Source organism: Modestobacter sp. URMC 112, from assembly GCF_053502575.1.
Window position 1 is genome coordinate 2,017,731 of the sequence record NZ_CP199957.1, and the last position, 14,674, is coordinate 2,032,404.

At 72.5% G+C, this 14,674-nt stretch carries 13 protein-coding genes; 9 read left to right on the forward strand and 4 right to left on the reverse strand.

What is annotated here, in order from left to right:
* Positions 1–41: 41 nt before the first annotated feature.
* The 3 genes from zwf to tkt form a co-directional block, all read right to left on the reverse strand.
* Positions 42–1,559, reverse strand: coding sequence for a glucose-6-phosphate dehydrogenase (gene zwf / locus ACWIX6_RS09440; protein WP_448616587.1), 1,518 nt, complete (start codon positions 1,557–1,559; stop codon positions 42–44).
* A 195-nt stretch (positions 1,560–1,754) separates the two neighbouring features.
* Positions 1,755–2,861 (reverse strand): transaldolase, encoded by a 1,107-nt coding sequence (tal, locus tag ACWIX6_RS09445; RefSeq protein ID WP_448616588.1) that lies wholly within the window; start codon positions 2,859–2,861, stop codon positions 1,755–1,757.
* 83 nt (positions 2,862–2,944) lie between these two features.
* A complete protein-coding gene (gene tkt, locus ACWIX6_RS09450) occupies positions 2,945–5,176 on the reverse strand; it encodes a transketolase (protein WP_448616589.1) in 2,232 nt (743 codons plus the stop codon).
* 319 nt (positions 5,177–5,495) lie between these two features.
* Between tkt and ACWIX6_RS09455 the strand changes: the two genes are divergently transcribed.
* Positions 5,496–6,413, forward strand: coding sequence for a heme o synthase (locus ACWIX6_RS09455; RefSeq protein ID WP_448616590.1), 918 nt, complete (start codon positions 5,496–5,498; stop codon positions 6,411–6,413).
* A gap of 89 nt (positions 6,414–6,502) precedes the next feature.
* Here the strand turns inward: ACWIX6_RS09455 and ACWIX6_RS09460 are convergent, their stop codons facing one another.
* On the reverse strand, positions 6,503–7,429 hold the full coding sequence (locus ACWIX6_RS09460; protein ID WP_448616591.1) for a COX15/CtaA family protein: 927 nt from the start codon (positions 7,427–7,429) through the stop codon (positions 6,503–6,505).
* A 117-nt stretch (positions 7,430–7,546) separates the two neighbouring features.
* Here ACWIX6_RS09460 and ACWIX6_RS09465 point away from each other — a divergent pair, with 117 nt between their 5' ends.
* The 8 genes from ACWIX6_RS09465 to ACWIX6_RS09500 are packed head-to-tail and all read left to right on the forward strand — an operon-like array spanning position 7,547 to position 14,502.
* Positions 7,547–8,377 carry a helix-turn-helix transcriptional regulator gene (locus ACWIX6_RS09465; RefSeq protein ID WP_448616592.1) on the forward strand — a complete coding sequence of 277 codons (831 nt, stop codon included), beginning with the start codon at positions 7,547–7,549 and terminating at the stop codon, positions 8,375–8,377.
* Positions 8,378–8,409: 32 nt separating this feature from the next.
* Entirely contained in the window at positions 8,410–9,816 is a 1,407-nt protein-coding gene (sufB, locus tag ACWIX6_RS09470) for a Fe-S cluster assembly protein SufB (protein ID WP_448616990.1), read from the forward strand.
* On the forward strand, positions 9,816–11,129 hold the full coding sequence (gene sufD, locus ACWIX6_RS09475; RefSeq protein ID WP_448616593.1) for a Fe-S cluster assembly protein SufD: 1,314 nt from the start codon (positions 9,816–9,818) through the stop codon (positions 11,127–11,129). Before sufB ends, sufD begins: the two co-directional genes overlap by 1 nt.
* Positions 11,130–11,132: 3 nt before the next feature.
* Entirely contained in the window at positions 11,133–11,477 is a 345-nt protein-coding gene (locus ACWIX6_RS09480) for a non-heme iron oxygenase ferredoxin subunit (protein WP_448616594.1), read from the forward strand.
* A gap of 13 nt (positions 11,478–11,490) precedes the next feature.
* Positions 11,491–12,321, forward strand: a complete 831-nt coding sequence (gene sufC, locus ACWIX6_RS09485) for a Fe-S cluster assembly ATPase SufC (RefSeq protein WP_448616595.1) — start codon at positions 11,491–11,493, stop codon at positions 12,319–12,321.
* Positions 12,318–13,655, forward strand: coding sequence for a cysteine desulfurase (locus ACWIX6_RS09490; RefSeq protein ID WP_448616596.1), 1,338 nt, complete (start codon positions 12,318–12,320; stop codon positions 13,653–13,655). Before sufC ends, ACWIX6_RS09490 begins: the two co-directional genes overlap by 4 nt.
* Positions 13,655–14,125 carry a Fe-S cluster assembly sulfur transfer protein SufU gene (gene sufU / locus ACWIX6_RS09495; RefSeq protein ID WP_448616597.1) on the forward strand — a complete coding sequence of 157 codons (471 nt, stop codon included), beginning with the start codon at positions 13,655–13,657 and terminating at the stop codon, positions 14,123–14,125. The genes ACWIX6_RS09490 and sufU overlap by 1 nt, the downstream gene beginning before the upstream one ends.
* Positions 14,122–14,502 carry a metal-sulfur cluster assembly factor gene (locus ACWIX6_RS09500; RefSeq protein WP_448616598.1) on the forward strand — a complete coding sequence of 127 codons (381 nt, stop codon included), beginning with the start codon at positions 14,122–14,124 and terminating at the stop codon, positions 14,500–14,502. The genes sufU and ACWIX6_RS09500 overlap by 4 nt, the downstream gene beginning before the upstream one ends.
* The last annotated feature ends 172 nt before the right edge of the window (positions 14,503–14,674 follow it).

Sequence of the window (14,674 nt, forward strand, 5' to 3'; positions counted from 1 at the left end):
CTCTCCGATCGGGGTGCGGACGGTGGTGGTCGGGTGCGCGGTCACGGCCGACGCCACCGGCGGCCCTCGGCGGCGAGCATCTCCTCGGCCGCCCGCGGACCCCACTCACCGGCGCGGTACGGGTGCGGCTCGGTGCCCGCCCAGAACTTCTCCAGCGGGTCGATGACCGCCCAGGACGCCTCGACCTCGGCGTTGCGCGGGAACAGCGTGGCGTCGCCCAGCAGCACGTCGAGCAGCAGCCGCTCGTAGGCCTCGGGGCTCGCCTCGGTGAACTGCTCGCCGTAGAGGAAGTCCATCGCGACGTCGCGGACCTCCATCACGCTGCCGGGGACCTTGGAGCCGAACTTGAGGGTCACCCCCTCGTCGGGCTGCACCCGGACCACCAGCTGGTTGTGGCCCAGCTCCTCGGTGTCGGTGGGCGCGAAGGGCAGGTGGGGTGCCCGCTTGAAGACCAGCGCGATCTCGGTGACCCGGCGCGGCAGCCGCTTGCCGGTCCGCAGGTAGAACGGCACCCCGGCCCAGCGGCGGGTCTCCACGCCGAACCGCACGGCGGCGAAGGTCTCGGTGGTCGACTCCTCGTCGACGCCGTCCTCCTGCCGGTACCCCCGGGCCCGCTGGCCGGCGAGCCAGCCCTGCTCGTACTGCCCCCGCACGGCGAAGGTGGCCATGTCGGTGGGCACCGACACCGCGCGCAGCACCTTGAGCTTCTCGGTGCGGATCTCCTCGGCGGAGAACTCGACCGGCTCCTCCATGGCGGTCAGCGCCAGCAGCTGCAGTAGGTGGTTCTGCAGCACGTCACGGGCGGCGCCGGTCTTCTCGTAGAAGCCGGCCCGGCCGCCGATGCCGACGTCCTCGGCCATGGTGATCTGCACCGAGTCGACGTGGTGGCCGTTCCAGACCGGCTCGAACAGGGAGTTGGCGAACCGCAGCGCCAGCAGGTTCTGGACGGTCTCCTTGCCCAGGTAGTGGTCGATCCGGAAGACGTCCTCGGCGCTGAACACCGAGTCGACCAGCTCGTTGAGCTCGCGGCTGGAGGCCAGGTCGGTGCCGAACGGCTTCTCCACGACCACCCGCCGCCACCGCTCCGGGGTGCTGTCGGCCATCCCGGTGCGCTGCATCTGCTTGAGGACCGTCGGGAACATCGCCGGCGGGATGGACAGGTAGAACGCGGCGTTGCCGCCGATGCCGTGGCTGCCCTCCAGCTCGGCCAGGGCGCCGGCCAGCTCGTCGAAGGCGTTGTCGTCGTCGAAGGAGCCCTGGACGAAGCGGACGCTGTTGGCCAGCCGCTCCCAGACCTCCTCGCGCCAGGCCGTGCGGGCGTGCTCCCGGGCGGCGGCACGGGCCAGCTCGGCGAACTCGGTGTCACCCCAGTCGCGGCGGGCGAAGCCGAGCAGCGCGAAGTTGGTGGGCAGCAGGCCCCGGTTGGCCAGGTCGTAGACGGCGGGCAGCAGCTTCTTGCGCGCGAGGTCCCCGGTGATCCCGAAGACCACCAGGGCGCAGGGCTCGGGAACGCGTGGGAGCCGCCGGTCCCGCGGATCGCGCAGCGGGTTGGTGGTCATGGTGTCCGTCCTCGGTGTCGCCGGAGGGTGATCGGGGTGTGGTGCGGCCACCCGCCGCCCGGGTGCTGCGCTACGCCGGGCGGCGGGTGAGGCCCCCCTGGAGGGTCCCGCCGCGAGTGGGAGGACCGCGTCCTCCTCATCCCTCGCAGGCTCGGGACGAGCCTCGGGACGGGGCCGGGGCAGGGGTCGTCTGTCTCAGGCCTTGTCCTCCAGTTGCTCCTTCACCGACGCGGTCAGGTCGTCCCAGGCGTCGACGAACTTCTGCACGGCCTCCTCCTCGAGCACCCGGAAGACGTCGTCGAGGTCGATCCCGGCGTCGACGACGGCCTGCATCACCTTCTCGGCGTCCGCGTAGGCCTCCTGGACCGGGACGCCCGGGGTGCCGTGGTCGGCGTAGGCCTGCAGGGTCTTCTCCGGCATGGTGTTGACCGTGTCCGGGGCGATGAGCTCGGAGATGTAGAGCGTGTCGGAGTAGTCGGGGTTCTTGACCCCGGTGGAGGCCCAGAGCGGGCGCTGCGGCCGGGCACCGTGGGACTCCAGCGCCTTCCAGCGGTCGGAGGAGAACACCTCCTCGTAGGCCCGGTAGGCCAGCACCGCGTTGGCCACGCCCGCCCTGCCCTTGAGCGAGGCGTCCGCACCGGCGTCGTCCAGCCGCTTGTCGATCTCGGTGTCCACCCGGGACACGAAGAACGACGCCACGGACTCGATGCCCTCGAAGGACGCGTCCGCGTCGTCGGCCAGCCGCTGCTCGAGGCCGGAGAGGTAGGCGTCCATCACCTGGCGGTAGCGGTCCGGGCTGAAGATCAGCGTGACGTTGACGCTGATCCCCTTGGCGATCGAGGTGCTGATCGCCGGCAGCCCCTCCACCGTGGCCGGGATCTTGATGAACAGGTTCGGCCGGTCGACCAGCCACCACAGGTGGGCGGCCTCGGCGGCCGTGGCGTCGGTGTCCCGGGCCAGCCCGGGAGCCACCTCCAGGGACACCCGGCCGTCCCGGCCGGTGCGGGCCGCGACGGGGGACAGCAGGTCGCAGGCGTCCCGGACGTCGGCGGCGGTGATGGTCCGCAGCGCCTCCTCGACGCTGACCTTCCGGACCGCCATCGCGTGCAGCTGGTCGTCGTAGGACTCCGAGCCGCTGATCGCCGCGGCGAAGATCGACGGGTTCGTGGTGACCCCGACGACGCTGCGCTCGTCGACCAGCGACTGCAGGTTCCCGCTGCGGATGCGGTCCCGCGACAAGTCGTCCAGCCAGACGGCGACCCCCGCCTTGGACAGCTGCGCCATGTTCTCGTTCTGGGTCATCTCAAGTTCCCTTCGTGGGGTGTGGCCTCCCTTCAGGGTCCCGCGCCGAGCCTGCGAGGCGAGGGGGGAAGGGAGGTCCTTACTCAGAGGTCGCCGGTCGCGGTGGAGGTGAAGACGCCGCCGCGCGAGACGCCGGCGCCCGAGGGGGGAGTGGCGCCGTTGGCCGCGGCCTCGATGCTCTCCCTGGCGGCGGCCACGACGGCCTCCGCGGTCAGCCCGAACTCCTCGTAGAGCTTCGAGTAGGAGGCGCTGGCGCCGTAGTGGTCCAGGCCGACGATCCGGCCGGCGTCGCCGACGAACTCGCGCCAGCCCATCGGCACGCCGGCCTCGACGCTGACCCGCGCCCGGACCGACGGCGGCAGCACCTCGAGCCGGTAGGCCTCGTCCTGCTCGGCGAACCACTCCCAGCAGGGGAGCGACACCACCCGGGTCGGCACGCCCGCGGCCTCGAGCTGCTCGCGGGCGGCGACGGCGATCTGCACCTCGGAGCCGGTGCCCATCAGCACCACCTCCGGGGTCCCGTTCGAGGCCTCGGCCAGCACGTAGCCGCCCCGGGCCACGCCCTCCGCCGAGGCGAACTCCGTCCGGTCGAAGACCGGCAGGTTCTGCCGGGACAGCGCCAGACCGGCGGGCCGGTCGTTGTGCTCGAGGATCGTGCGCCACGCGACGGCGGTCTCGTTGGCGTCGGCCGGGCGGACGAAGTCCAGGCCGGGGATCGCGCGCAGCGCCGCGTAGTGCTCGATGGGCTGGTGGGTCGGGCCGTCCTCGCCCAGGCCGATCGAGTCGTGGGTCCACACGTAGGTCACCGGCAGCTGCATGAGGGCGGCCAGCCGCACCGCCCCGCGCATGTAGTCGGAGAAGGTGAGGAACGTGCCGCCGTAGACGCGGGTGCCGCCGTGCAGCGCGATCCCGTTCATGATCGCGCCCATGGCGTGCTCGCGGACGCCGAAGTGCAGCGTGCGGCCGTAGGGCCCACCGGACCACATCTTGGTCTGGCGGCTGGCCGGCAGGAACGACGGCTCGCCCTTGACCGCGGTGTTGTTGCTCTCGGCCAGGTCGGCCGACCCGCCCCACAGCTCGGGGAGCTCGGGGTAGAGGGCGGCGAGCACCTCGCCGGAGGCCTTGCGGGTGGCCACGCCCTTGGGGTCGGCGTCCCAGGTCGGCAGGGCCGCCGCCCAGCCCTCGGGCAGGGTCCGGCTGGTCATCCGCTCCAGCAGGGCGGCGCCCTCGGGATTGGCCTGCCGCCAGGCGTCGAAGTCCGTCTGCCAGGCCGCCTGCGCCTCCTGGCCTCGGGTCAGGGCCCGGCGGGTGTGCTCGATGACCTCGGGGGCGATGTCGAAGGTCTTCTCCGGGTCGAAGCCCAGGACCCCCTTGGTCGCCTTCACCTCGTCGTCCCCGAGGGCCGAGCCGTGCACGGCGCCGGTGTTCTGCTTGTTCGGCGACGGCCAGCCGATCACCGTGCGGAGCACGATGATCGACGGGCGGGTGGTCTCGGCCTTCGCGGCGGCGAACGCGGCGTCGACGGCGGCGAGGTCCTCGCCGTCGTCCACGTGCTGCACGTGCCAGCCGTAGGCCTCGTAGCGCTTGCCGACGTCCTCGGTGAATGCGACGGTGGTGTCGTCCTCGATGGAGATCCTGTTGTCGTCGTAGACGAGCACCAGGTTGCCGAGCTCCTGGGTGCCGGCCAGCGAGGAGGCCTCGCCGCTGACGCCCTCCTCCAGGTCGCCGTCTGAGGCGAAGGCCCAGATGGTGTGGTCGAACAGGCCCTCGCCCTGGGGGGCGTCCGGGTCGAGCAGGCCGCGCTCGCGGCGGGCGGCCATGGCCATGCCGACCGCGTTGCCGACGCCCTGACCGAGCGGCCCGGTGGTGGTCTCCACGCCCTTGGTGTGGCCGACCTCGGGGTGACCCGGCGTCCTCGAGCCCCAGGTGCGCAGTGCCTGCAGGTCCTCCAGCTCCAGGCCGTAGCCGGCGAGGTAGAGCTGCACGTACAGCGTGAGGCTGGAGTGGCCCATGGACAGCACGAACCGGTCGCGGGCCGGCCAGTTCGGGTCGCTGGGGTCGTGCCTGAGCCACTTCTGGAACAGCAGGTACGCGACCGGCGCCATGCTCATCGCGGTGCCGGGGTGGCCGTTGCCGACCTTCTGGACGGCGTCCATCGCCAGCACCCGGGCGGTGTCGACGGCCCTGCGGTCCAGCTCACCGAAGCCCTCGGGCAGCGTCGGCCGGGGCTGCCGGGGCGAGCCGGTGGGGCTGTCGCTGGCGGCCTCCGCCGGGGCCTCGGCCTCGGTGCTCTTGGTCCCACTGTCAGCGGTCATGTGGCGCTCGGTGCTCCCTCTGGGGTCGGTCGGTGTCGGACCGCCCGGGGGGCGCGGAGCTCCACCCACCCCGGGCGGACGACGGTGCGCGCCACGGCCGACCGGCCGGGTCGGTTCCGGTCCGGTGGCGCAGGACTCGTCGTCGCCATCGACGACCGTCCTACCCGCTGCGCGCGCAGCATCAACGTGACCGACCCTAGTCATGCCCGCAGGTTCCCGACGGGAGGCCGGGGCTAGAGTGGGTGGGCAACCCACCTCCGGCAGAGAAGGACCTCGTGGTGCCCTGCTGCCCGCGCGACGCCGGCCTCCCGGGGACCCGGTGACGGCGATCGCCGAGCGCCCCGTCGCCCGGCCGCACTCGCCGGCCCGGACGACGGTCGCCGCCTACGTCTCGCTGACCAAGCCCAAGCTGGTCGAGCTGCTGCTGGTCACCACCCTGCCGGCGATGATGATCGCCGCGGGGGGCTGGCCCGGGACGGGCCTGGTCGTGGCCACCCTGGTCGGTGGGACGCTCGCGGCGGGGGCGGCCAACACGATCAACTGCTGGTACGACCGGGACATCGACCGGCTGATGGACCGCACCCGGGACCGGCCGATCCCCAGCGGGGTGATCGAGCCCCGGGCCGCGCTGCTCTTCGGCGTGCTCCTGGCGTGGGCCTCGCTGGTCCTGCTCGGGCTGTTCACCACGCCGCTGGCCACGTTCCTCGCGGCGGCCGCGGTGCTGGCCTACTCGGTCGTCTACACGATGGTGCTCAAGCGCCGGACCCGGCACAACACCGTCTTCGGCGGGCTGCCGGGCGCCGCTCCGGTGCTGATCGGCTGGGCCGCGGTCACCGGGTCGCTGGACTGGCCGGCGCTCGTCTTCTTCGGCATCGTCTTCTGTTGGCAGATGCCGCACTTCTGGGCCCTGGCCAGCCGCTTCCGCTACGACTACTTCCGGGCCGGGGTGCCCATGCTGTCGGTGGTGGCGAGCCCGGCCGCGGTCGGCCGCCAGTCGGTGGCGTGGGCCTGGGGGACGCTGGCCGTCTCGCTGCTCCTGGCGCCGGTGACGCCCGGGATGGGCTGGGTCTACACGGCGCCGGCCGCGGCGCTGGGCGCGTGGTTCGTGTGGGAGGCCCACCAGTGGCTGGCCCGCATCCGGGCCGGTGGCGACGAGCGGCCGATGAAGTTGTTCCACGTGTCGATCACGTACATGACGCTGCTGTCACTGGCGATCGTGGCCGACGTCCTGGTCTAGCTCGTCGGCCCCGTTCAGGGTCCCAGGACGGCCCCGCTGCAGGGTTCCGCCGCGAGCCCGCGAGCGGTGGGGGGCAGCGGGGTCCTTCCTCAGCGGGTGGCGGAGGTGAGCGGCGCGGCGACGTCGACCGGCAGCTCGGACGCCGGGCCGCGCACCGCCCAGAGCAGCCGCGCGGCGAAGCCGGTGATGAGCACCGCGCCGGCCATGTGCACCAGCACCAGCACGACGGGCAGCTGAGTGAAGTACTGCACGTAGCCGACGACGCCCTGGGCCAGTTCCACGACCAGCAGGTCCCGCGCCGCCCGGCGGACCCGGGCGGGGGCGTCGGTGGCGTGCAGCGCCACCAGCAGCGCGACGGTCAGGCCGACGAGCAGGAAGACGGCGTCGGCGTGCAGCTGGCTGACCAGCTCCGGGTCCCAGCCGGTCCGCCCGGCGTCCGGGTCGCCGCTGTGCGGCCCGCTCCCTGTCACCAGCGTGCCGAGCACCAGCACCAGCGCGGTGGTGGCGGCGACCCCCTGGGCCAGCCGGGCCAGCGGACGGCGGACGACGAACTGCCCGACCCCGGGCTCCCGCGAGCGCAGCCACATGGTGGTCGTGAGGGCCACCAGGACGATCGACACCAGGAAGTGCGCCGCCACGGTGTAGGGGTTCAGCCCGGTGAGCACCGTGATCCCGCCCACGACCCCCTGCGCCGGGATGCCGAGGAACGCCAGCACGGCCAGCCGGCGGAGGTCGTTCCGGGCGGACCGGAACACCGCCACCAGGGTGGCCGCGGCCACGGCGACCAGCACGAAGGTGAGCAATCGGTTGCCGAACTCGATCACCCCGTGGACGGCGAGCTCCGGGGTGCTCACGAAGCTCTCCTCGGTGCACCGCGGCCAGGTGGGGCACCCCAGCCCGGAGCCGGTGAGCCGGACGATGCCGCCGGTCAGCACGACCAGGCCGTTGGCGACCGCGCTGGCCAGTGCGAGGCGGGACACCGTGGAGTCGCGCACCGTCGCGGGGAGGACCGACACGCTCCCGATGCTACTGACCGCAGGTGCCCGCGCCTCCGGTGTGACCGCTGTCTCGGGCCGCGCGCAGGTAAGGGCGACCTTGCTTGCGGGCTCCCGGAAATAGCACACACTCGTGTTGTGGAAACCGCTGCAGCCGACGTCCGGAGCCCTGCTCCGGGCGACGACGGGCGCACCCGCGACCGGGTGAGCGCCCTGCTCCTCGAGCACGGACCGCAGACCGCAGCCGAGCTGGCCGCCCGGCTGGGGGTGTCCCCGGCGGCGGTCCGCCGGCACCTGGACGCCCTGCTGGCCGCGGGCCGGGTGGCCGAGGGCTCGCTGCCGGCCGGCGCCGGGCACCGCGGCCGGGGCCGCCCGGCCCGGCGGTTCACCCTCACCGACAGCGGGCGCGAGGCCTTCCCGCACGCCTACGACGACCTGGCGCTCACCGCCCTGCGGTACGTCGCCGCCGCCGGCGGGCCCGACGCCGTCCGCCGGGTCGCCGAGCAGCAGCTCGCCGGGCTGGAGGAGCGCTGCTCCGCCGCGGTGGCGGACGCCCAGGCCGCCACCGAGGGCGGGGAGCCGGTCGACCGGGCGCAGGTGCTGGCCGTCGCGCTGAGCGCCGAGGGCTACGCCGCCAGCGCGTCGGCGATCTCCAGCGGCGGCCAGCTCTGCCAGCTGCACTGCCCGGTCGCCCACGTCGCGGCCGAGTTCCCGCAGCTGTGCGAGGCTGAGACCGCCGTCATCGGCCGCCTGGTCGGCACCCACGTCCAGCGCCTGGCGACCATCGCCCACGGCGACGGCATCTGCACCACCCACATACCGGGGCAGCTCACCCTCCGCGGAGGGAACAAAGCCGCCCCCGCACGCCCTGTACCTGCTGGTCGCGCCGCACATCGCCCCTCGCGGGGGCACGCCGGCGCCAGCACTGCAGCGACCCCCTCGATCGACCGGGAGAGGACCCCCGCATGACCAGCACCCAGCAGCCGGTGGCCAGCACGCCGATGACGCAGGACGAGCAGATCGACGCGCTCGGCCGCTACAAGTACGGCTGGGCGGACGCCGACGTCGCCGGCGCCTCTGCCCGCCGCGGGATCGACGAGGACGTCGTCCGGGACATCTCCGCGCGCAAGGGCGAGCCGGAGTGGATGCTCGAGCGCCGCCTCAAGGCCCTCAAGCTCTTCGGCAAGAAGCCGATGCCCGACTGGGGTTCGGACCTGTCCGGGATCGACTTCCAGAACATCAAGTACTTCGTGAAGTCGACCGAGGCACAGGCCGCCACGTGGGACGACCTCCCCGCGGACATCAAGAACACCTACGACAAGCTCGGCATCCCCGAGGCGGAGAAGCAGCGCCTTGTCTCCGGTGTCGCGGCCCAGTACGAGTCCGAGGTCGTCTACCACAAGATCCGTGAGGACCTCGAGGAGCAGGGCGTCCTCTTCCTCGACACCGACACCGCGCTGCGCGAGCACGAGGACCTGTTCCGGGAGTACTTCGGCTCGGTCATCCCCTCCGGGGACAACAAGTTCGCCGCGCTCAACACCGCGGTGTGGTCCGGCGGCTCGTTCATCTACGTGCCGAAGGGCGTGCACGTGGAGATCCCGCTGCAGGCCTACTTCCGGATCAACACCGAGAACATGGGCCAGTTCGAGCGGACCCTCATGATCATCGACGAGGGCGCCTACGTGCACTACGTCGAGGGCTGCACCGCGCCGATCTACAAGTCCGACTCGCTGCACTCCGCGGTCGTCGAGATCATCGTCAAGAAGAACGCCCGCTGCCGGTACACGACCATCCAGAACTGGTCGAACAACGTCTACAACCTGGTCACCAAGCGGGCCGTGGCCCACGAGGGCGCGACCATGGAGTGGGTCGACGGCAACATCGGCTCCAAGGTGACGATGAAGTACCCGGCCGTGTGGATGACCGGTGAGCACGCCAAGGGCGAGGTGCTGTCCATCGCCTTCGCCGGCGAGGGCCAGCACCAGGACGCCGGCGCCAAGATGGTGCACGCCGCGCCGCACACCTCCTCGAACATCATCAGCAAGTCGGTGGCGCGCGGCGGTGGCCGCACCTCCTACCGCGGGCTGGTGCAGATCGACGAGGGCGCCCACGGCTCGAGGTCCACGGTGAAGTGCGACGCGCTGCTGGTGGACACCATCAGCCGCTCGGACACCTACCCCTACGTCGACGTCCGCGAGGACGACGTGTCCATGGGCCACGAGGCGACCGTGTCGCGGGTCAGCGAGGACCAGCTCTTCTACCTGATGAGCCGCGGCATGTCCGAGGACGAGGCGATGGCGATGGTCGTGCGCGGCTTCGTCGAGCCGATCGCCCGGGAGCTGCCGATGGAGTACGCCCTCGAGCTCAACCGCCTGATCGAGCTGCAGATGGAAGGTGCCGTCGGCTGATGTCGGCCACTGACGACCAGACCACCCTGACCACCGACTCCGCCGTCCTCGCCGGGGAGCTGTTCGCCCCCGGCGTCGGCGCCCAGGCCGGGCCGCCCACCACCCCCGCGTCGGGCACCGGGACCGCCGGCGACACGCCCCCCGGGGCGCACTCGCACGGCGGCCCGACGCCGACCGGCTCGCCCGCCGAGCGGTTCACCTCCACCGACCCGGACGCCTTCGGCGCGCCCACCGGCCGCGAGGAGGAGTGGCGCTTCACCCCGATGCGCCGCGTCCGCGCGCTGCTGGACGGCGCGCCGTCCGACGCGCACCTGCAGTGGGAGACCGACCTGCCCGAGGGCGCCGAGCTGACCTCCGTCGAGGCCGGCGACCCGCTGCTCAAGAGCCTGCCCGAGCCGGTCGACCGGCTCGCCGCGCTCACCCGGCAGCGCAGCGGCGGCGCCGCCGTCGTCCGGATCGCCAAGGAGGCCGTGCTCGACCGCCCGGTCACCCTGGGCCTGGCCGGCACCGGCAGCGAGGACGTCGTCTGGGACCAGCTCGTCGTCGAGGTCGGCCAGTTCGCGCAGGCCACCGTCGTCCTGGACCACAGCGGCCTGGCCCGCTACTCCGGTGGCGTGGCCTTCCTGCTCGGTGACGGTGCCCAGCTCACCGTCGTCTCCGTGCAGGAGTGGGCGCCCGGCTCGGTGCACGGCGGCCAGTACGACGCCGTCGTCGGCCGGGACGCCAGCCTCAAGCAGGTCGTGGTCACCCTGGGCGGCGACCTGGTCCGGCTGGTCAGCAACGTGCAGTACACCGGCGCCGGCGGGTCGGCCGACCTGTACGGCGTCTACTTCGCCGACGAGACCCAGCACCAGGAGCACCGGCTCTGGGTCGACCACGGCACGCCGAACTGCCGCAGCAACGTCGTCTACAAGGGCGCGCTGCAGGGCGAGCAGGCGCACACGGTGTGGGTCGGCGACGTGCGGATCCGCCCGGCCGCCACCGGAACCGACACCTACGAGCTGAACCGGAACCTGGTGCTCACCGACGGCGCCCGCGCCGACTCGGTGCCGAACCTGGAGATCGAGACCGGCGAGATCGTCGGCGCCGGCCACGCCAGCGCCACCGGCCGGTTCGACGACGAGCAGCTGTTCTACCTGTGCTCCCGCGGCATCAACGCCGAGACCGCGCGCCGCCTGGTGGTCCGCGGCTTCTTCGCCGACGTCGTCCAGCACATCGGGCTGCCCGCGCTGCAGGACCGGCTGATGCGCAGCATCGAGGCCCGCCTCGGCGCCCTGCCCGACCTGGACGAGCAGCCGGTCGAGGTGGCCTGACCCATGGCGTTCGAGCGGCTCTGCGCGCTGTCCGACGTGCCCGAGGACGGCGCGCTGCGGATCGAGCTGCCGCGCCTGGAGGTCGCCGTCGTCCGGTTCGACGGCGAGGTCCACGCCCTCGAGGACCTCTGCAGCCACGCCGAGGTCGCGCTGAGCGACGGCGAGGTCGAGGACCGCGACGGCGTCCCCACCATCGAGTGCGCGCTGCACGGGTCGTGCTTCGACCTGCGCACCGGCGAGCCCACCAACCTCCCGGCCACCGAGCCGGTCCCCGTCTACCCGGTCCGGGTGGAGGGCGACGACGTCTACGTCGACGTCGCCGCCCCCCTCGCCGCGGCCACCCACTGAGGAGCGAGAACCCGTGACCAGCACCACCGCCAGCCCGACCGCCACCGCCACCCCGACCGGCAGCGTCCTGGAGATCCGCGACCTGCACGTCACCGTCGGCGAGGGCGACGACGCCAAGGAGATCCTCCGCGGCGTCGACCTGACCGTCCGCGGCGGCGAGACGCACGCGATCATGGGCCCCAACGGCTCGGGCAAGTCCACGCTGGCGTACTCCATCGCCGGCCACCCCAAGTACACGATCACCGGCGGCACGGTGACCCTCGACGGCGAGGACGTCCTCGCGATGACCGTCGACGAGCGCGCCCGGGCCGGCCTGTTCCTGGCCATGCAGTACCCGGTCGAGGTCCCCGGCGTCTCGGTGTCGAACTTCCTGCGCACCGCGGCCACCGCCGTCACCGGTCAGGCGCCGAAGCTGCGCACCTGGGTCAAGGACGTCAAGAGCGAGATGGACGCCCTGGAGATGGACCCGGCCTTCGCCGAGCGCAACGTCAACGAGGGCTTCTCCGGCGGTGAGAAGAAGCGCCACGAGATCCTGCAGATGCGGCTGCTCAAGCCGAAGGTCGCCGTCCTGGACGAGACCGACTCCGGCCTGGACGTCGACGCGCTGCGGGTCGTCTCCGAGGGCGTCAACCGGGCCAAGGCCGACAGCCCGGTCGGGGTCCTGCTGATCACCCACTACACGCGGATCCTGCGCTACATCAAGCCGGACTTCGTGCACGTCTTCGTCGCCGGCCGGATCGTCGAGGAGGGTGGCCCCGAGCTCGCCGAGAAGCTGGAGAACGAGGGCTACGCCGCCTACGTGAAGGACTCCGCCGAGCAGGCCCGCCTGGAGGGGAACGCATGACCCAGACCGTCTCCCGTCCCGCGGCGTCCTCGGACGAGGCGCGGCGGGCGCCGCTGCCGCTGGACGTCGAGGCGATCCGGGCGGACTTCCCCATCCTGCGCCGCACCGTCCGGGACGGGCGCCGCCTGGTGTACCTGGACTCCGGGGCCACCTCGCAGAAGCCGCGCAGCGTCCTGGACGCCGAGCGCGACTTCTACGAGAACCACAACGCCGCCCCGCACCGCGGCGCGCACCAGCTCGCCGAGGAGGCCACCGGCCTCTACGAGGCGGCCCGCTGCACGGTCGGCGCGTTCATCGGCGCGCCGGAGAACGAGGTCGTGTTCACCCGCAACACCACCGACGCGATCAACACCGTGGCCTACGCGCTGTCCAACGCGGCGACGGCCAAGGAGCCGGCGTTCCGCCGGTACGCCGTCGGCCAGGGCGACGAGATCGTCGTCACCGAGATGGAGCACCACGCCAACCTGGTGCCCTGGCAGCAGCTGTGCGAGCGGACCGGCGCGACCCTGCGCTGGCTCGGCCTCACCGACGACGGCCGGCTGGACTTGTCCGACCTGCACTCGGTGGTCAACGAGCGCACCAAGCTCGTCGCGGTGACCCAGCAGTCCAACATCCTGGGGACCATCAACCCGCTGGGCGACATCGTCGCCCGGGCGCGCGAGGTCGGCGCCCTGGTGCTGGTCGACGGCGCCCAGTCGGTGCCGCACCAGCCGGTGGACGTCACCGAGCTCGGCGCGGACTTCCTCGTCTTCTCCGGCCACAAGATGCTGGGGCCCACCGGCGTCGGCGTGCTGTGGGGCCGCTACGAGGTGCTCGACGCACTGCCGCCGTTCCTCACCGGCGGCTCGATGATCGAGGTCGTGCGGATGGAGGGCAGCACCTTCATGCCCCCGCCGCAGCGCTTCGAGGCCGGCGTGCCGATGACCGCCCAGGTGATCGGGCTCGGCGCCGCCGTCGAGTACCTGCAGCGGCTGGGCATGGACAACGTGCTGGCGCACGAGGAGGCGCTCACCGCCTACGCGCTGGAGCAGCTGCAGGCGATCCCGGGCGTCACGGTGATCGGCCCGCCGGACACCGTCGCCCGCGGGGGAGCGATCAGCTTCACCGTCGAGGGCATCCACCCGCACGACGTCGGCCAGGTGCTCGACGACCTGGGCATCGCCGTCCGGGTCGGGCACCACTGCGCGTGGCCGGTCGTCCGGCGCTACGGCGTCCCGGCGACCACCCGGGCCACCTTCTACGTGCACACCGGCTACGACGACGTCGACGCCCTCGTCGACGGGGTCCGGGAAGCCCAGCGCTTCTTCGGCGTTGTACCTGGCGAGGTGAGCTGATGCAGCTGCAGTCGATGTACCAGGACATCATCCTGGACCACTACCGGAACCCGCACGGCCGCGGGCTCCGGGAGCCGTTCGAGGCCGAGGTGCACCACGTCAACCCGACTTGCGGCGACGAGGTGACCCTGCGGGTGCACCTGGACGGCGAGACCATCGCCGACGTCTCCTACGAGGGGATGGGCTGCTCGATCAGCCAGGCGTCGGTCTCGACCATGTACGACCTGGTGATCGGCAGGTCCGTCTCCGAGGCGCTGGCGACCGGCGAGCACTTCATGACGCTGATGCAGAGCAAGGGCGACGCCTCGGTGGCCGAGAAGCTCGAGGACGAGCTCGAGGACGCCGTCGCCTTCGCCGGCGTCTCGAAGTACCCCGCGCGCATCAAGTGCGCGCTGATGAGCTGGATGGCCCTCAAGGACGCGAGCGTCCGGGCGATGTCGGCCGCCCCGACAGAAGGAGCACAGTCATGACCGAGAGCACCCCTGTCGACGAGGCCGGCCCGGCCCTGGTCGGCGGCAAGTCCGCGCTGCTGGAGGATCTCGAGGAGGCCATGCGGGACGTCGTCGACCCCGAGCTCGGGGTCAACGTCGTCGACCTGGGGCTGGTCTACGGCCTGGACGTCGACGCCGAGGCCAACGTGGCGATCATCGACATGACGCTGACCTCGGCGGCCTGCCCGCTGACCGACGTCATCGAGGACCAGGCCCGCCAGGCCCTCACCGGCGGCCCCGGCCCCGGCCTGGTCGACGACATCCGGATCAACTGGGTCTGGATGCCGCCGTGGGGCCCGGACAAGATTACCGACGACGGCCGCGAGCAGCTGCGCGCCCTCGGCTTCCGCGTCTGAGGAAGGACCCCCTTGCCCCCCGCGCCTCGCAAGCTCGGCGCGGGACCCTGCAAGGGGGCCGAACCCCTCACCACACCAGAGCTCGCGGCCGGACCCTGCAGGAGGGCCCGGCCGCGGGCTCTTTCAGGCTCGAGCACGCGTACGTGAGCCAAAGAGCACAGCAAGTCCGGTG

What these genes read in the sequence shown, in the direction of transcription:
- zwf (WP_448616587.1), bottom strand. Translation starts at nt 1,559, where the DNA reads ATGACCACCAACCCGCTGCGCGATCCGCGGGACCGGCGGCTCCCACGC.
- tal (WP_448616588.1), bottom strand. Translation starts at nt 2,861, where the DNA reads ATGACCCAGAACGAGAACATGGCGCAGCTGTCCAAGGCGGGGGTCGCC.
- tkt (WP_448616589.1), bottom strand. Translation starts at nt 5,176, where the DNA reads ATGACCGCTGACAGTGGGACCAAGAGCACCGAGGCCGAGGCCCCGGCG.
- sufB (WP_448616990.1), top strand. Translation starts at nt 8,410, where the DNA reads ATGACGCAGGACGAGCAGATCGACGCGCTCGGCCGCTACAAGTACGGC.
- sufD (WP_448616593.1), top strand. Translation starts at nt 9,816, where the DNA reads ATGTCGGCCACTGACGACCAGACCACCCTGACCACCGACTCCGCCGTC.
- ACWIX6_RS09480 (WP_448616594.1), top strand. Translation starts at nt 11,133, where the DNA reads ATGGCGTTCGAGCGGCTCTGCGCGCTGTCCGACGTGCCCGAGGACGGC.
- ACWIX6_RS09490 (WP_448616596.1), top strand. Translation starts at nt 12,318, where the DNA reads ATGACCCAGACCGTCTCCCGTCCCGCGGCGTCCTCGGACGAGGCGCGG.
- sufU (WP_448616597.1), top strand. Translation starts at nt 13,655, where the DNA reads ATGCAGCTGCAGTCGATGTACCAGGACATCATCCTGGACCACTACCGG.
- ACWIX6_RS09500 (WP_448616598.1), top strand. Translation starts at nt 14,122, where the DNA reads ATGACCGAGAGCACCCCTGTCGACGAGGCCGGCCCGGCCCTGGTCGGC.